Below are 18,648 nucleotides of genomic sequence, written 5' to 3' on the forward strand. Positions count from 1 at the left end.
TGAAATATTGCATAGAAGTAAAGTTAAAAAATCATTCACATATACTAAATTAGAAAAAATTTAAAGGAACTTCATCTGAAGTTCCTTTTGCTTATTTTATGTTCAATACATATGAACCATCTTTATTCTCATATTTATAGACGTATAAATAATATTTCCCTGGCTTTGCATTATAAGTTCCTTTAACTACATTTCCTTCATTTTCACCATATGCTACATAGTTATTTAAATCTGATTCATGATGAAGTACCCATGTCATTCCGATATTTTGTTCATTTAGTAGAGAAATATTAATATTTTCCGGTGAGTCAATTTGGAAAGTAAATACATCTACTCTATCACTATTATGTAGCGTTCCTTTCACCGGTGTATGAAAGTTAACTTTATTTGCCTGTCTAGGCTCATTGTTTGGTTCATTTTCTGTTACTTGTAACTCATTCCCACCGTTTGGTTTTCTTTGTTCATAACCTAAGTTTACTAGTATAGACTTCAAATCTGGTAAAACACCAATTTTATCTGCATATGGATTTTTAGATTTTGTTCCTGTGCTCTGGTTGCTTAATATTGCTCTTAGTTCACTTGGTCTATATGGTTGTCCTAAATTTTCTTTAGCAATGCTTTGTACTAAAGTCGCTGCCCCAGCAATAATTGGCGAAGCACTAGATGTTCCGCTAAAGCTTGAAGTATAAAGATTTACAGCACTTCTACTTTGCTCGGCTGTAGTTGTATCTACATTTTCTCCCCATCCGTACACATCAATACGGCTTCCATAATTCGAAAACCACATACGTTCATGAGGGAAAGATGAAGAGCCAGCTCCTACCATAATTGCACCCGAATCTTTAAAATCTTTACTATTACGATTTAAAACTTGCTTACCCTTTCTATCTTTGAACTGATCTAAATCATTCCACCCATTTGCTCCAGCCTCTATAATTACAATTCCCTTATCTGTACCAGCACGAATTGCATCAAAAATATCTGGTTGTACTTCAACAGGTAAATATTTATCACCATATCCATCAAAGGATGCTTGCGCCTCTAATAATAAAACATCCCCAGCTTCTAACTGATTTACAGCGCTTAATATTGCATCAGCCGTATTATACTGTCCATTATCTCTTATTTGAGAGATAACCTTTGCTTTCGCTTTTGGCGCAATCCCAATATTCCCGACTTCATTGTCCTCAGAAGATACAATTCCTAGTACAGACGTCCCATGACCGACATGCTGATTTATATTTCTTCCAGACATTAATTCAATATTTTGATGTAATAAATCCTCATGATTTAATAGCCATCCGTATTCCATATCAACAAAAGTGATACCATTTCCATTACCGCCTTGAATTCCCCAGGCGAAAGGCGCATTAATACCGTATGGGGCTGCTTCAAGATAACCTTGTTTTTTAAATCTAGGATTGTTATTAGGATTAAGAGCTACACTTGATGATCGCACTTCAGGTGGCATTATTTTCTCTTGTTTCTTCATATACGCATCTTCTATTAAAGAAGATGCCTTTAACTTATCTACTATTTCTTCTTCATACCCACTATTTTGATTTTGAAGAATATAGTAGTTTAATAAACTTGTAGATACATAATTAGGTGCTTTCACTTCAAGGTTTTGTATTTGTTCCGGGCTTACAGATGTGAATAAACGAGTAAATGTTACATCTGGATATTCTGTCAAAAGATCTTTTATTACTTTATCATTCGTTTGAGATTGTATTTGTTTTTCAATACCATCTTCATATGGCAAATCCAAATCCGCTTTAAATTTTACAATGATTTGCTTATCTGTTTCTTGTTCTATCCCTAATTTACTCTGCTGTTCTATAGAATCAGCATATACACTATTGATAGTGCCTCCTGTTCCTAAAAGTGTTGTAATGATTACAGTTGACGCACACATTTTTTGAAATATTTTCATTACATCAATCCTCCTATTAATAATTATTAATCATTATATTAATCTATAATGATTTCTTCTATAACGTATTCCCTTTCTACTAAATAGATTATAGTAATCAGAAATATGAACTTCAATGTATTTTCATATGCAATATTTCATATTCTGACTCTACACTCAACGAATATGAAACTTATAGTGATTATTTATTTTATATGTGCTAATATACTTACATTAATATATTACGCATATACACATTTCAAACTACATTACTTAATAGTTTCACCTTAATTTTTTCTTAGGAGGATTTACAATGAAATTACTAAAAATAAAACATATAATTCCTTTATCTGCGGCCGCAATTACATTCGTATGTAGTCAAAGTACAGCTGAAGCTTCTACCATTCATACAGTAAAAAAGAACGATACACTTTGGGGCATTAGTAAACAATACGGAGTTTCAATACAATCCATTAAACAGGCTAATAATAAAGGAAACGATAAAACCTTTATTGGCGAACAGTTACATATTCCAGAGTCCGTGAAATCAAATGAAATCACTGTTCCTCAAAACGCCAAGCCTGCGAACATTTCTGAACAAATTATTTATCAAGTACAACCGGGAGATTCATTAGAAACGATAGCAAAGCGTTACAATGTCACTGTCCAATCTATAAAACAAATTAACAATACAGTCGGAAACAAGCTTTATACAGGACAACATTTAAAAATCAACTCAAGCATTTCACAAAAAGAAAAAGACTTAATGGCACGCTTAGTTACCGCTGAAGCAGGTGGCGAATCCTATAAAGGAAAAGTAGCAGTAGCAAAAGTTATACTAAATCGTGTAAATGCAAAAGGTTTTCCAAATACAATAACAGGCGTTATTTATGAACCTATTAAATACGGATATGCATTTACTCCTGTTACAGATGGAAGAATTAATCAACCTGCAAGTCCAGAAGCAAAAATGGCTGTAGAAGAGGCTATCTCCACAAATGGAGTAGATTCAGACTGGATTTATTTCTACAATCCAAAAACATCAACGGACAAGTGGATTACGACACGTCAAACAGTAGCAGTAATTGGTAACCATGTGTTTGCTAAATAAGATTTAAAATCATTAACAGGCCTCTTCACTTAAAAGGTCTGTTTTTTTATATGTAAGATGTTATTAATCATATGACATAGTGATTTTTAAACTATTTCTTCTTTCAAATAAAAATTTTTGTATTTACTCCACCACTCGGAGAAATTAATAAAGCATCAAGTTCAAAAACTCCCACTTTATTAATAAAAGCTATTTCTTACCTTCATAAAATTGTTATACACTAGAAAAATAAAAAACAAACTATTCGTTAGCAGGTGAAAGAATATGTATGATGTTACAATTATCGGCGCTGGAGTAAGTAGCATTTTTATGGCTTATTCACTAGCTAAAAGTAACAAAAAAGTTTTAATTCTTGATAAAGGTAAAGCGCTAGAAGATCGCCATTGTCCTTTAGACGAAGGAAAAGTGTGTAATTGTACTACATGTGATAAATATTTTGGGTTTGGTGGTTTAGGAAAATCTGAAGGGAAATTTAATTATACAAACGGATTTGGCGGAGAACTTGAGCAAAAAGTCGGTAAAGAGGGTTTTATACAACTCATGGCTGAAGTAGATGAAATTCTATGCCAGTTTGGTGGAAGTTCTGTCTCAAAATATTCTACTGAAAATTCAAGTCTCACTAAGAGAGCTGAAGCGTGTGGTTTACAAATGCTAACAACAGAAGTAAGACATCTTGGTACTACACTTTCCAGTAACATTTTTCAGCAGCTCTATGAATTTTTACTGACGAAAATAAATATCCAATTTCATATAGATGTACAACATATTCTGAAACAGGAAGATCATTTTACAATAGAGACAAATCAAGGAACAGCTCAAACTAAGCAACTAGTATTTGCAACTGGGCGTTCAGGGGCTGACTGGTTAAAAGATATGTGCAGTTCTCTAAATATTTCTCAGGAGCAAACACGTGTAGATTTAGGAATTAGAGTAGAAATGAAAGAACATCAATTACGTTCTATATTAAAAGATACTTTTGAAACAAAACTTTCTTATCAAGGTGAGCATTTCACAACAACTACTTACTGTATGAATCCAAAAGGACGCATCATTCGAAAGTACGAAGAAGGTTTAGTTATGCCTGACGGTCAAAATTTTCGAGAGCAAGGAACTGGCACTTCTAATTTAAATTTCACTTTATTTATTCCTCGCTATTTTCCAACTCTCAAAGAAGCAAATGTATACGCAAGTTCAATTATTAAAGGCATTAACCAAGGACGAGATCGGATTGTTATACAGCGCTTAGAGGACTTACTAAAGAAACAACCTACGGCGGAAAACAGCATGGAACATAATCGTATACAGCCTACACTACAGGGGGACTATGGAGATTTGAATCAAGAAATTCCTCAATTATATATTGAAGGGCTAAAAGAATTTTTATTACGCTTAGAACAATTTATACAAGAGCCTATCGATCAGCATACTTTACTATATGGAATTGATGGAAAGTTCTATGCTCCTACGATAAAAATTAATAATCATTTTGAAACTAGTATACATGGGCTATTTTTAATTGGAGATTGTTCAGGCGTTACGCATTCATTATCTCAAGCAGCTGCAAGTGGTCTGTATGTTGGAAAGTACTTATCTGACATTTAATTTCTATTATTAAGATGTCAGTCAAATATATTCAATTTCAAAATACTTTACTTATATATAGTAAAAGTATATTAATAAGTCCCCTATTCTTCCCGGCTAATAATTAACCGACAAAAAGTCGAGATTTTACAAGATACATATGTAATATAACTGTATATTTAAAACGATTGACATTCAATTCTAATAAATTGAATGTCAACAGTTTTAAAAGTCTCTATCCATTTTCACTTTCATTTGTTCGATATTTTGTAACATCATCATAGTGTTTAATATGGTAGGATGTCTATAAGTCAATTTCACTACAACTATGACTTGTTCTGCCCGTTTCTCAAAAAGAGTTATATTTATGCTACTACGCTTTAAAAATCCCCATTGTATGTATATGAATACTTCAAATTATTCCCTTTAGAAAATAGAGTCTAAATGGTTCATTACACTCTAATAGTTATAAAAACATAATATATAACTTCAGTTAAATAAATTGTATAAAGAAGGTGTAAAAATGAAGAATAAAATAAATTTACAAATGCAAAATATAAGCTTTGTTATAATAATGGCTTTAGCAGTATGGTTAAAAACATATCTTATTACGCGATTCAGTTTTGATTTAAAAATTGAGTCTTCAACGCAAGAGCTTATTTTGTTTATTAGTCCTCTAGCCGCATCATTAGCATTTGTTGGATTAGCATTATTTGCAACTGGTGAAAAGCGAAATTATATAGCGCTATGTATTAATTTCTTATTAACAATCGTACTCGTTGGAAATGTAATGTTCTATGATTTTTATAGTGATTTCGTTACATTACCAGTACTTGGACAAACCTCAAACTTTGGACAATTAGGCGGCAGTATTATAGAAATATTAAACTACAAAATTATACTCGCATTCGTAGACATTGTTTTCTTCTTTATTTTATTAAAAAAGAAATCATTGGTCTTTAAAACAGAACGTGTAACTCATTCTACACGCTTGTTATACTTTCTTTTAACAATTGGTGTATTCTTTGCGAATCTACATCTTGCAGAAAAAGAGCGCCCTGAATTATTAACGAGATCATTCGACCGAGTAATGCTTGTCAAAAATTTAGGCCTATATACTCACCAAGTATATGACTTAACACTGCAAGTAAAAGCCGGTTCACAAAAAGCGCTTGCTGATAGTAGTAAATTACAAGAAACTGAAAACTACGTAAAAGCAAACCAAAGCGAGCCAAACCCTAATATGTTTGGTGCAGCGAAAGGAAAAAATGTAATTGTCGTCACTCTTGAATCCTTGCAAACCTTCTTAATAGGCGCATCAGTCAATGGGCAAGAAGTTACACCATTCCTAAATGAATTCATAAATGAAAGTTATTACTTTGATAACTTTTTCCATCAAACTGGTCAAGGGAAAACATCCGATTCTGAATTTCTAATCGATACGTCGTTGTATCCATTAAATCGAGGGGCTGTATTCTTCACACACGGTAACAATGATTATACTGCGACTCCAGAAATTTTACGTCAGCAAGGTTATTTCACTTCTGTATTCCATGCGAATAACGCAACATTTTGGAATCGTAATATCATGTACTCTGCTCTTGGTTATGATCGTTACTATAATGAGCTTGATTACAAAATTACACCAGAAACAAATTTAAATTGGGGATTAAAAGATATCGAATACTTTGATCAATCAGTAGATATATTAAAAACTGTTAATCAACCATTCTATGCTCGTTTCCTTACTTTAACAAACCATTATCCATTTACGTATGATGAAGATACAAAATTCATTGAACCATACAACTCTGGTAATGGCGTATTTGATCGTTACATCGTAACAGCACGTTACTTAGACGAATCAATTAAAAAATTTATTGAACGTCTAAAGGCCGAGGGGCTTTACGATGATTCTATTATTGTGTTATACGGTGATCATTATGGTATTTCCGAAAAACATAATCGTGCAATGGCACAGTTTTTAGAAAAAGATCAAATAACAGAATTTGATACTTTAAATTTACAACGTACACCTTTATATATTCATATTCCTGGACAAACAGAAGGTCAAACTATTTCAAAGCCTACTGGACAAATCGATATGAAACCTACTATTCTAAATTTATTAGGTGTTGATTCTACGAATGATATTCGTTTTGGCCATGATATGTTTTCAGATGAATATACTGGCTTTGTTGTTTTACGTGATGGTAGCTTCATTACAGATAAGTATGCATACAAAAACAACACTTTCTACGACCGTATAACAGGTGAAATTGTAGATTTACCAAAAAAAGAAGCTCAAGCCCTCATTAAACGTGCACAAAATGAATTACGAATGTCTGACAAAATTATTGAAGGCGATTTATTACGCTTCTCAGAAAGCAATAAAATTAAAACTGGCGAAGTACAAACTAAAATTAAAGAAACAGAAAAATAATCTATATATGAAAAAGGAGCAACTTATTACAGTTGCTCCCTTTTACTTTTATTCTACGCTTGTTTCTAAAGCTACATCCGTATAGGTATTATCATTACCTATATTTAAAATTACTTCACATTGACGCAATCTCAATTCAAAGAGCATGATAGAATCATGATAGATTTCAGGATTTGATTTCATCTTATGTAATATCTCTTGTTTTTCTTGTATTTCTAAATGCGTGTTTTCTACAGCTTGCTTTAAGGAGTTAAATGGATTCCTAAAGAATATATTAATATCTCGCTCTTGTGTGTTTTCAAACAGCTCAAATTGCAAGAAAAATTTCTTCATAATAGAAGCCGTTACCTCAGTATAATCTTCATTTTCTACATACTGTTTGTATTTGTTATATAGCATAGATTTATTTTTAGGAAGAACTCCAAATAATTTACCGGCACTTTTCAGTAAAAATTGTGCTGGCGTAAATCGACGTAAAATATTTACTTCATCCATTTGTATTCTAGTCGTCATCCTGTCAGTATCTCTGCGCCAGTCATCAAGCACTTTAAAGTCACATTCTAACTGTATTCTATTTTCTCCAAATAGTGAATTAAGCCCTTCACTAAGTTCTTCTAAATACGTTTGGCTTTGAAGAAGCTCATTATTAGAAGTTGCAATCCAATTTTGCATAGAAAGAGCAAGATTAGATAGTACAGTTTGTTCTAAATATTTATGCACTCTTTCATTCATTGCTTTATTTAGTTCCGTATCCATGTGCCCGAAATCACTTTCTTCACTAATTATATTAGAACAACTCTTTAATATCTTCGGGATATTTTCAGTAAGATCATTCGTAATTTCAGTCTTCATTGAACGATATGATTGTGTAATGAAATGAATTTTTTCCCTCTCAAATGCAGTAAGGTTATTAATGCTACCGTTTAGTTTCACTAGCATATCTTCATTCCAATTAATAGCATCCACTAGATTGTTTTCTTTCTCAACACGTTTATCCAAAAGATATGTAATTGTTTTTCGAATGAAATATAATAACTTTTCAGTACGTTCTGCATCGATATGTTTATGATTAAAGTTAAAATGAATAAACTCAGTTAAATCATTTAATTGTTGACTACTTGTATATAACGAAGAATAAGGGAAAATTCTCGCATGTGGGAAATATGTGTTTATTCTCGCTGCCGTATCATGTAATACCCTTTTTACTTCTGCTTCACTGTAAATGTTATCAATTTTATTTAATAAGAAATGAATTTGTAAATTTGGCGTATGTTCTTGAATACTTAATAGAATGTCACGTTCTTTATCAGTAAAAGGTGAATCCGCATTCAATACGAACAGTAATTCGTCTACAGAATTTAAATATTCGAATATCTCATCTCTAGTGTCGTTATTCCTATTAAAGCCAGGTGTCACTACAAATGTAAGTTTATTTTCATTTAAAAATCTGCATGGTAATTTAAATTCAACACATGCTCTATCTCTATATGTTTGATGGTGCTGGGACATCATATTATGGTAATCAGAGACATCTTCCGTTGTTGTAATTGCTGAGTCTGTTATGGCGTTTATTTCTATATGAGCATCATTTTTTAAAACTACTACATTTGAAATTGATTTTTCTAATATATTTTCTCCTAATATAGAGTTAATAAATGTAGTTTTTCCGTTTCCTGAAGTTCCCGTTACTAAAATACGATTTGTTCTTAAATCTGCGAGCTCGTCAACTAGCCATTTAAATCGGTGACCTATTTCTATATTGTGTTTTTGTGCCCATTGTGTAATAGATTCAAAAAGATGTAAGCTGTACTCTAAGCCATTTACATGATTAATAGAATGTGACAATAAGTTTTCTGCATGTTCTATATTTGCTGAATCTATTTTGGAAGGGAAAATCTCATCCCATGCCAATACAGCTGCAGATGGAAATACAGCATAAGATGGATTGACTACCTTTAACCAATTTGCTAACAGATTTGGTATGATATCGTTTAATTGTCTAAGCGTATATTGACCTTGAATTAATGCAAAGTACGTTTCTTCGTAAAGAGCAGAAACTTTGTTCCATATATCGGACGAATGTATTTCAATATGTAAGAAAAATTCATTTATTGTATTAAGCCATAATAAATAATTTTGTTCATCTTTATAACTGTTCCAAAGTGATGAAACCATTTGTGTAAATTGTACTTGATCTACATTATTTAATGTAGCTAATGCATCATAAAAATAGTCTGGTGAAATATGTTTAGTAAACCCTTTATCGATATATCCTTTTAACACCTCAAACCATGGATACGATTCTATTCGAATTAACTCATTCACAGCAAGCTCTACTGCACTATCAAAATCTTGCTGTTCCTCATAAAAGGAACGGGCAATTTTTGTGACATTCGGATAATCAGGATTTAAAGAAACTGCTTCTTTAATAACACCGAAAGCTGAGTCAAAATTATTTTGCTCAATGTAAAGAGAAAGTAATTGTAATCTAATTTCGGTCATCAATATTTTATTATCAGTAGTAATGGAAGTATAAATATTTTCAGCAAATGATAATTGATTAAGTTCGAAATAAGCATCCGCAATATTTTTTTGTGCCCATGGTGCTAATTCATTACTAACCTTCTCCCATTTAAAAATAGCTGCTTCAAAATCTTGATGACGATAATAAAATTCACCTTGTGCAAAACGGATATAAGACCCATCAGAAATCTCATTTTTTTCTTCGTTTACATAAGCTTGTCCAAGTACGTCAAGAGTTGGTTTTGTTTCATTTTCCATTAGGAATGTTTCATAATACACCTTTTTTATTAATTGTTTTTCTAATCTCATCTTTTCCCCCACTATATCTTGAAAATACATTTTTAAGATATGTCAATACTTTTTGTATGTATGCTTTTTATCTTAACAAAGAATATCTTTTGGAAAATTTCATTTTCCTTTCATTTTTCAAGTTAGATTGAATTTTTATGAGAAAAGTTTCAGTTTTTTTTCAATTTCCTTTCAGTTATGAAACAGCATTAAATGTTCCTAATAACCTAATAACACTATAATATCCCACATTATATTATCAGGAAAACCCTATATAAACCATATTATAAAAACAATCTATATTGAATTTATATGCATAATTCACTGTGCTGTCAAACAAAAAAACAACAATAGGAGCTAACAGCTATTCTTACCATTTCTTCTCAAATTGTTTTCCTTTAAAATGTTTCAGTGGTTATGTAATTAAATTCCATTAACCTATATAAATAACTAGTCCAAAAAAAATCTATATGCATATCATGTTATAGTAAAGAATTTAGGAGATCCTAAAAGGAGGCATTTTCATGTTTGAAGATAAATCTAAAATAAATTACCCATATGAATTTACTGAAACTACAACAGTTCCTCTAAAGAACCCCATTGATAAAAAATTCAAGAACGGGACAGGTACACATAACTTTCCAATTAAGAAGCACTATAAAGAACAAGTTCTATACACTGAAAAAATTAATAATAATAAAAATAAATAATTGTATAGATCCTTATAACGATTAGCCATGTATAGTTATTTGGTTAGTAATGTAGAAATCTTTATTATACAATTCATGCACCTTTTAAAAAGTGCTGTATACAGCGCTTTTTTATACATAGATAAATTTAAGCTAACGCAGCCAAGAAATAAACTGCAAAGTTACTCCACCATATTTTCGTTTAACAATTAAATCTACATATTAAAAGGGAGCAACAGTAAATGTTGCTCCCTTTTGAAATGTAATTTTATTCACCCTACATAACCCTCTTAAACATCTTCTCCAACTCATAAGTAGAATGATGCACAAGAATTGGTCTTCCGTGCGGGCATGTGTACGGGTTTGTTGTTGTACGTAGTTCTTCCAGTAAGGCAAATATTTGATCGTTCGTTAAATATTGATTTGCTTTAATGGATGCTTTACAGCTCATCATGATGGCTGCTTCTTCACGTAACTTTTTAATATCAACTTTTTTTAGTTTAACGACTTGCTCCATCATTTCATCGATAATTTCTGTTTCTTGTCCTTTCGGGAACCACGTTGGATGCGAGCGGACGATAAAGGATTGATGGCCGAATTGTTCTAAAAATAGCCCGACTTTTTTTAGTTCTTCTAACTGCTCTTCGACACGTAAAAATTCAGTAAGAGATAGATCAATACGGTACGGTACAAGTAACTCTTGTACTTCTTGCGCTACTCTTCCTACTTTATCACGGAAGTATTCATAATTAATACGTTCCTGCGCGGCATGCTGGTCAATCATATATAAGCCTTTATCATTTTGAGCGAAAATATATGTTCCGTGCATTTGTCCAATTGGATAAAGCGGTGGTAAGTCATTCCCATTCATTTCAATCTCTTTTATTTCCCGAACTTCTTCTTCTAATTCCTCTAGTTCAAAGTCCTCTTCATTACTGTCCCACGATTTCTCTTCTCGAATTGGTTCTTCAATTATCGGTCTAGTAGATGGCTGCCAACCTTGTTCTTCTCTTATGAGCGACTGTGGTGGTTGCCATTCTTGTTTCGGCGGTTGCCACAGTTGTGCTGGCTGTTTCACAGGCAGCGGTTCTTCTTGTTTTTCATCCATGCCAGTTGGTAAAACGATGTCCGGCATGGATGGTTCTTTCGGCTTCGCATGCTCAAACTGGAACTGTTCTTGCACACTTTCGTCTTTTTCTTTTTTCTTCGTTGTTACGCCTGCATCTGGAATGAGCTGTATTTTTTTAAATGCAGCTTGCAATGTTTCTTCGATCAGCTTTAGCAATTCTTGTTCTTTACTAAAACGAACCTCTAACTTCGCTGGATGTACGTTAACGTCAACTAGCATTGGATCCATTTCAATCGATAAGAAGCCAATTGGATACCGGCCGACTGGCAGTAATGTATGGTATCCTTGCTGAATTGCTTTCATTAGTACAAAGTTTCGAACGTAACGACCATTTACGATCGTTGACATATAATTACGAGATGCTCTCGTTACTTCTGGTAATGTTACATAGCCTTTAATTGTAAAGTCTAAAGATTCCGCTTCAATTGGAACAAGCTTCTTCGCAACTTGAATACTGTAAATCGATGCAAGTACTTGTCTTACATCACCGTTACCTGATGTATGAAGCAATTTCTTTTCATTATGAAACAGTTTTAACGATACTTCTGGATGTGACATTGCAATACGATACACGATATCTGTAATATTCCCGAGCTCCGTATGAATGGTTTTCATATATTTAAGACGCGCTGGTGTATTAAAGAATAAGTTTTGTACTGTAATATCTGTTCCTTTTCGGCTCGCAGTTTTCTCTTGCTTTATAATGTCTCCACCTTTAATGATGAGGTGTGTACCAGGCGCATCACCTGTGCTAGTAATTAATTCTAATTCACTAACAGAGGCAATACTCGGCAATGCCTCACCGCGGAAACCGAGTGTTCTTATACGAAACAGATCGTTTTCATCTTTAATTTTACTCGTCGCATGGCGTTCAAAAGCGACGATACAGTCTTCTTCTGCAATACCATCACCGTTATCAATGATACGAATTTTCGATAACCCAGCTTCTTCTAAGTGGATTTCAATAGATGTACTATTCGCATCGATAGAATTTTCCACAAGTTCTTTTACGACTGAGGCAGGGCGCTCTACTACTTCCCCTGCCGCAATTAAATTAGAGAGTTGGTCATCGAGTTTGCGAATTTTCCCCATCTACTTACTCATCCTTTCTTTAACTTCTTCTGTAAGCGATACAATTCGTTCATCGCTTCTAAAGGTGTCATATCAAGTAAATCGATTTTTTTAATTTGTGCAAGTACTGCGCTTTCTTTTTGATCAAGCACAGGCTTGTCTTGTTTTTTTGAAGATTGGTCTCCTCCAAAGAAAGATAGTTGTGACTCTTCTTCAGTCTCTTCTTTCTTTTCTTGTATTTCTGCCGGTTCTTCTTTTACAACTACAGGTTCTGGAACAACTTCTTGTACCTTTACTTCTACACGCTTTGGAATAATAATTTCTTCCTGTCCTTCTAGTTGTGCTAACACTTCTTTCGCGCGGGCAATTAAGCTATCTGGAAGCTCTGCAAGTTGCGCAACGTGAATTCCGTAACTTTTATCAGCTGCTCCATCTTGAATTTTATGAAGGAATACTACTTTTCCATTCTCTTCAATTGCTGAAACGTGTACATTTTTCAGTTGATTTAAACTCTCTTCTAACACAGTCAATTCGTGATAATGCGTAGAGAATAACGTTTTTGCACCAATTTGGTCATGAATATGTTCAATGATCGCTTGTGCAAGTGCCATGCCATCATACGTAGATGTACCGCGTCCAATTTCATCGAATAAAATTAAACTTCTTTCTGATGCGTTTGCAATTGCATTTTTCGCTTCTAACATTTCGACCATAAATGTACTTTGACCTGAAATTAAATCATCTGCTGCACCAATTCTCGTAAAGATTTGGTCAAATACAGGTAATACTGCTTCTGTTGCTGGTACGAAACAACCAATTTGTGACATAACCGTTACAAGTGCTAACTGTCTCATATACGTACTTTTACCAGACATGTTCGGTCCTGTAATTAAAAAGACATCCATCTTCTCTGGCATAATACAATCATTCGGTACATACAATTTCCCGTTCAATACTTTTTCAACGACAGGATGACGACCATCTTTAATAAAGATTTCACGCTTCGTTGTTAGTACAGGTTTTACAAACTGTTCTTCTTCACTAACTGTCGCAAAACTTTGCAGTACGTCTAATTCACTAATTACTTTCGCTAAATGTTGTAATTTCGGAATAAATACTTTTACTTCTTCACGAAGCGCTGTAAATAAATCGTATTCTAGTTGTACAATTTTTTCTTCTGCTTCTAAAATTAACGTTTCTTTTTCTTTCAGTTCATCTGTAATGAAACGTTCAGCATTAGCAAGCGTTTGTTTTCGTTCGTAGCGGCCTTCTGGAAGTGCTGCAAGATTCGCCTTCGTCACTTCAATGTAGTAGCCGAAAATACGGTTGTACCCGATTTTTAACGATTTAACTCCTGTAATATCACGCTCTCGTTTTTCAAGCTCAGCGATCCACGTTTTTCCGTTTTTACTAACGTAACGATATTGATCAAGCTTGTCATTATAACCGTCTTTAATAATATCTCCATCTTTAATAGAAAGCGGTGGGTTTTCTTGAATACTTCTTCCTAGTAATTCAGTTAAGCTCTCACATGGATCCGCCCCTTGAATTAACCTTGCTGCATAAGCATTATCTAACAAACTAATCGCTTCTAAAATAGCTGGTACTTGAAGTAAAGATCGTCTTAACTGTAATAAGTCCCTTGCATTGACATTACCAAATGCAACTTTTCCTGCTAAACGTTCTAAATCATATACTTCTTTTAATTTTTCTTTTAAATCTTCACGTAAGAAGTAATCATTTACAAATGTTTCAACCATTTCTAAACGCTCTTCAACTTTTTCTTTCTGAATAAGTGGACGTTCCATCCACTGTTTTAACATACGACCACCCATAGCTGTTTTTGTTTTATCCAATAGCCATAATAATGATCCTGTTTTTTCTTTCGTTCGAAGTGTTTCTGTCAGCTCTAAATTTCGCTTTGAATGCACATCAATTTTCATAAATTGATTCGTATAATAAATTTCTACAGGTTGTAAATGATCTAATGAACGTTTTTGCGTTCTTATCACATAGTTAAATAAGCGTCCAATTGCTTTAATTAACTTTGCTTGCGAAACATTTTTCACAAGATGTTCTAATCCTTCAGGAATTGCCGTTGCATCTTCATATGAGATTGTCATTTTTAACGTTTCAGTTAATTTATTTAATTCATCTTTAGAAAATGAAGAATCTACAACAATTTCTTTCGAACCAGTTGCATACACTTCTAATAAAATATCTTCTACTGAACCTGTTAACAACGTTACTGTATTTTGTCCAGTCGTTAAATCATTACAAGCTAATGCATATGATCCATCTTCAAAATGTGTTAATGCGGCTAAAAAGTTATTTTCTTTCTCATCAATCGTACGCCCTTCCATCATCGTTCCTGGCGTAATTAGTTGTACTACTTCACGGCGCACTACACCTTTAGCTGTTTTTGGATCTTCCACTTGCTCACAAACAGCTACTTTATATCCTTTTTCAACAAGTTGTTCAATATAGTTTTTAGCTGCATGATGCGGTACACCGCACATCGGTATACGATCACTACTACCACCATCTCGGCTCGTTAATGTAATTTCAAGCTCATGAGCTGCTTTAACGGCATCTTCAAAGAACATTTCATAAAAATCGCCTAATCGGAAAAATAAAAAGGCATCTTGATAGTCTGCCTTAACCTTTAAATATTGCTGTATCATAGGGGTATATTGCGTCATACTTTTCCTCCATAATTCTTACATAGTAATCAATTTTCATATATGTCACATTTCACGGACATCCATATCTCCTATTTCAGGAGTCTTTCTTCATTATAACATATTTCATAAAGAATCATGTTCATTCAGCGCCACTTATATAAAGTAAAAAGCTAGGAAGAACTTCTCCCTAGCTTTCTATTACTCTTCTTCTGCATCAACGATAAAGTTCGGATCTAATTCTTCAAATTCATCATCAGCAATTTGGAAATCATCATCTGATTCTACGCAGCCTTCAGGATTTACACTTACACAAATTTTCGTTTCTCCAACTACTTCTGTTACAAATTCACGTTCTACAGTTACAACAATTTTATTACCGTTTGGTGATACAAGCGCTTCTAAACAATTTGGTGGCTGAATAACACGAGCAATAATTTCTAAATCGTCACCAGAAAAGTTTTTATCACGATAACCAATGCTTACTTCGTCCGTGTAGTTCACACGTTCTGTTACAACTTCAGTCTTTGTATTTCCATCAAATGAATACCAAGTGTTCACATCATAGAAACCTTCAATTTCCACATGCTTCCCATTCTTTCTTGCTTCGTACGAGTGGTTAATTACCCAGCACCCTAAAATACTTGTTGGTTCATTATTCGATTCACATGTATGCGTTGACTTTGTATACTTACGTCCTTTTCCAACCACTGCTTTTGTAATAATCTCTCTAAATTCGGACATTCGTAACCCTCCTCAATCACTATTCACTTAATCATATGCGTGACAATAGCGGAATGTGTCATTCTTTTTTTGAGAAGAACTTACGTTTAATCAACTAAAAAAAAGAGATGTCAATATGACATCTCTTTAACAACCACAATTTCCTTTTTTACTTTCTACCGCTGCGCCAGTTTCACCCTTAAGTACATCGCCACCAGTTGAAATTAATATTTCATCTGTTACGTTGTTAGAAATTGTACTAGCAACTAACTGTAATAAGTCATTTACGTATGTTTGTGAAGATTTAAATTCTTGTACGACTGGAATACTGTCTAACTTATCTTGCAATGCATCAATTTCAGCTTCTACCTTTTTTAAAGCTTCCCACTTCCCGTAATGCTGCAAGTTTACTGCTTGTTTTTGCAGTGCTTTAATTTCATCGATTGCGCGCTTTACATTTTCATTTTTATGAATTTGCGCCTCTGCTTTCTTAAAAAAATCAACTTCTTCTGTTTCAGAAATCATTTTTGCTAATTCTTTCGCTTGTTCAACAATGTCATCTTTCGAATATACTTTCATCTATTATTTCACCTCAATCGGCTCTTCAACTAATTCCCCGTTAAGAGACCAAGTTTTTGCTTCCGTTACTTTTACTTTCACAAGCTGACCAATTAAAGATTTTGAAGCGACGAAGTTTACAAGTTTATTCGTACGAGTATAACCTGCAAGTACTTCCGGATTATTTTTACTTTCCCCATCAACTAACACTTCTACAATTTGACCTTTATAACGACTATTCTTTTCAATTGCCAACGTATTTACTAGTGTATTTAAGCGTTGAAGACGTTCTTTCTTTACTTCCATCGGTACATTATCTTTCATTTTTGCAGCTGGTGTACCTTCGCGAGGAGAATAAATAAATGTAAAGGCAGTATCAAATCCTACTTCACGATATAACGACATCGTTTCTTCAAATTGCTCATCTGTTTCATTTGGGAAACCAACGATAATATCTGTTGTTAATACTGCATCTGGAATTGCTTCTTTAATTTTTCTTACAAGTTCTAAATAATGCTCACGTGAATATTTACGCGCCATAATTTTCAACATATCTGTACTTCCAGATTGAACTGGTAAATGGATATGTTCTACTAGGTTGCCACCTTTGCCAAGCACTTCAATTAAGTGATCATCGAAATCACGTGGATGGCTCGTTGTAAAACGAATACGGGCAATATCAACTTTACGAAGTTCGTCCATTAAATCGCCAAGACCGTATTCTATATCTTCAAAGTCTTTACCATATGCATTTACGTTTTGTCCAAGTAACGTAATTTCTTTATAACCATTTGCAGCTAAATGACGAATCTCTTGGATAATATCTTCTGGACGTCTACTTCGCTCTTTTCCGCGTGTATACGGTACAATACAATACGTACAGAACTTATCACAGCCATACATAATATTTACCCAAGCTTTAATATCACCACGACGTACTTTCGGAAGGTTTTCAATTACGTCGCCTTCCTTTGACCATACTTCAACTACCGTCTCTTTCGAGAACATCGCATCTTTTAGAATGTACGGTAATCTATGAATATTATGCGTTCCAAATACCATATCTACATGCTGATTTTTTTGCATAATTTTATTTACAACAGATTCTTCTTGAGACATACAACCACATACACCAATTAAAAGGTCCGGATTTCTTCGTTTTAGTGACTTTAAATGGCCTAGTTCACCAAACACTTTATTTTCAGCATTTTCACGAATCGCACAAGTATTTAATAAAACTACATCTGCATCCTCAGTTGAAAAAGTTGGTTCATATCCAAGCGTTGTGAAAATACCTGCCATTACTTCCGTATCATGCTCATTCATTTGACAACCATATGTACGAATATAGAACTTTCTTCCTGTACCAAAATTGCGAAACTCTTCAGGTAAGCCAAAATCCCGTTCAATTTTAACTTCTTCTTTCCCTCGCTTTTTCGCATCCTTTAAGGAAGGTGGTTGATATACACTTTCAAAGTATTTACTATAATCTTTCTCTTCTTTTTTCGTAGAGGAATTTGCTTGTTGACTTGCTAATCGTTGTTGCTCGTTCATCGGTAATCTCCTTTCACCCTTAACTATACACACTCTATAGTCCATTTTAATGCGCTTAGACTCACCTCAAAAATGGTTAGATAGCTTGGAGATAACTTGTCCTTTGAAACTTGAGTAATCAATCTAATCATTCATAAGAATGAAGTCTTCCCCACGCAAATAGACATTCCCTTTTTATCATTTCTTGTTGTCCTACCCAAAAGCATATTGCTTTATCCCTATAAACATTACCATAGTATGACGTGTTTCGCCAATTTTAACAATCCAGAGGCCCTTTATTATCTTACATTTCATAAGCAATGAACTTGCCATTTTCATACAACGATTTACATATTATTTTACCATTCTGAATTTTCTAAGTAAATAAAACTACCCTATATTTTTT

The 18,648-nt window shown here is 33.5% G+C and carries 11 protein-coding genes; 4 read left to right on the forward strand and 7 right to left on the reverse strand.

Translation table 11 applies throughout. The features are described from left to right. Positions 1-91: 91 nt before the first annotated feature. Positions 92-1,933 (reverse strand): S8 family peptidase, encoded by a 1,842-nt coding sequence (locus MR170_RS04370; RefSeq protein WP_050844444.1) that lies wholly within the window; start codon positions 1,931-1,933, stop codon positions 92-94. Between the two features lie 292 nt (positions 1,934-2,225). On the opposite strand from MR170_RS04370, the gene MR170_RS04375 reads away from it, so the two are divergent. From MR170_RS04375 to MR170_RS04385, 3 genes are all read left to right on the forward strand, one after another. After that, positions 2,226-3,023: a cell wall hydrolase gene (locus tag MR170_RS04375; protein WP_242307357.1), complete on the forward strand. Its 798-nt coding sequence runs from the start codon at positions 2,226-2,228 to the stop codon at positions 3,021-3,023. A gap of 264 nt (positions 3,024-3,287) precedes the next feature. Then, positions 3,288-4,625: an NAD(P)/FAD-dependent oxidoreductase gene (locus MR170_RS04380; RefSeq protein WP_242307358.1), complete on the forward strand. Its 1,338-nt coding sequence runs from the start codon at positions 3,288-3,290 to the stop codon at positions 4,623-4,625. 502 nt (positions 4,626-5,127) lie between these two features. Beyond that, positions 5,128-7,047 (forward strand): LTA synthase family protein, encoded by a 1,920-nt coding sequence (locus tag MR170_RS04385; protein WP_043936378.1) that lies wholly within the window; start codon positions 5,128-5,130, stop codon positions 7,045-7,047. Positions 7,048-7,095: 48 nt separating this feature from the next. Here the strand turns inward: MR170_RS04385 and MR170_RS04390 are convergent, their stop codons facing one another. Beyond that, complete coding sequence (locus MR170_RS04390; RefSeq protein WP_043936379.1) at positions 7,096-9,879, reverse strand: dynamin family protein; 2,784 nt, start codon at positions 9,877-9,879, stop codon at positions 7,096-7,098. Positions 9,880-10,382: 503 nt separating this feature from the next. On the opposite strand from MR170_RS04390, the gene MR170_RS04395 reads away from it, so the two are divergent. Beyond that, entirely contained in the window at positions 10,383-10,568 is a 186-nt protein-coding gene (locus MR170_RS04395; RefSeq protein WP_000461138.1) for a hypothetical protein, read from the forward strand. 256 nt (positions 10,569-10,824) lie between these two features. Here the strand turns inward: MR170_RS04395 and mutL are convergent, their stop codons facing one another. The 5 genes from mutL to miaB form a co-directional block, all read right to left on the reverse strand. Beyond that, positions 10,825-12,768 (reverse strand): DNA mismatch repair endonuclease MutL, encoded by a 1,944-nt coding sequence (gene mutL / locus MR170_RS04400; RefSeq protein WP_242307359.1) that lies wholly within the window; start codon positions 12,766-12,768, stop codon positions 10,825-10,827. 8 nt (positions 12,769-12,776) lie between these two features. After that, positions 12,777-15,449 carry a DNA mismatch repair protein MutS gene (gene mutS / locus MR170_RS04405; protein WP_029443103.1) on the reverse strand — a complete coding sequence of 891 codons (2,673 nt, stop codon included), beginning with the start codon at positions 15,447-15,449 and terminating at the stop codon, positions 12,777-12,779. 180 nt (positions 15,450-15,629) lie between these two features. Continuing rightward, complete coding sequence (cotE, locus tag MR170_RS04410; protein ID WP_001288799.1) at positions 15,630-16,172, reverse strand: outer spore coat protein CotE; 543 nt, start codon at positions 16,170-16,172, stop codon at positions 15,630-15,632. 126 nt (positions 16,173-16,298) lie between these two features. Then, entirely contained in the window at positions 16,299-16,730 is a 432-nt protein-coding gene (locus MR170_RS04415; protein ID WP_000870460.1) for a YlbF/YmcA family competence regulator, read from the reverse strand. A gap of 3 nt (positions 16,731-16,733) precedes the next feature. Beyond that, entirely contained in the window at positions 16,734-18,263 is a 1,530-nt protein-coding gene (miaB, locus tag MR170_RS04420) for a tRNA (N6-isopentenyl adenosine(37)-C2)-methylthiotransferase MiaB (RefSeq protein WP_001005391.1), read from the reverse strand. Positions 18,264-18,648 lie beyond the last annotated feature (385 nt).

This window comes from Bacillus cereus group sp. BfR-BA-01524 (assembly GCF_022662595.1).
Classification (GTDB): domain Bacteria; phylum Bacillota; class Bacilli; order Bacillales; family Bacillaceae_G; genus Bacillus_A; species Bacillus_A thuringiensis_S.

What these genes read in the sequence shown, in the direction of transcription:
- MR170_RS04385 (WP_043936378.1), top strand. Translation starts at nt 5,128, where the DNA reads ATGAAGAATAAAATAAATTTACAAATGCAAAATATAAGCTTTGTTATA.
- MR170_RS04395 (WP_000461138.1), top strand. Translation starts at nt 10,383, where the DNA reads ATGTTTGAAGATAAATCTAAAATAAATTACCCATATGAATTTACTGAA.
- MR170_RS04370 (WP_050844444.1), bottom strand. Translation starts at nt 1,933, where the DNA reads ATGAAAATATTTCAAAAAATGTGTGCGTCAACTGTAATCATTACAACA.
- mutS (WP_029443103.1), bottom strand. Translation starts at nt 15,449, where the DNA reads ATGACGCAATATACCCCTATGATACAGCAATATTTAAAGGTTAAGGCA.
- mutL (WP_242307359.1), bottom strand. Translation starts at nt 12,768, where the DNA reads ATGGGGAAAATTCGCAAACTCGATGACCAACTCTCTAATTTAATTGCG.
- MR170_RS04415 (WP_000870460.1), bottom strand. Translation starts at nt 16,730, where the DNA reads ATGAAAGTATATTCGAAAGATGACATTGTTGAACAAGCGAAAGAATTA.
- MR170_RS04375 (WP_242307357.1), top strand. Translation starts at nt 2,226, where the DNA reads ATGAAATTACTAAAAATAAAACATATAATTCCTTTATCTGCGGCCGCA.
- miaB (WP_001005391.1), bottom strand. Translation starts at nt 18,263, where the DNA reads ATGAACGAGCAACAACGATTAGCAAGTCAACAAGCAAATTCCTCTACG.
- MR170_RS04390 (WP_043936379.1), bottom strand. Translation starts at nt 9,879, where the DNA reads ATGAGATTAGAAAAACAATTAATAAAAAAGGTGTATTATGAAACATTC.
- cotE (WP_001288799.1), bottom strand. Translation starts at nt 16,172, where the DNA reads ATGTCCGAATTTAGAGAGATTATTACAAAAGCAGTGGTTGGAAAAGGA.
- MR170_RS04380 (WP_242307358.1), top strand. Translation starts at nt 3,288, where the DNA reads ATGTATGATGTTACAATTATCGGCGCTGGAGTAAGTAGCATTTTTATG.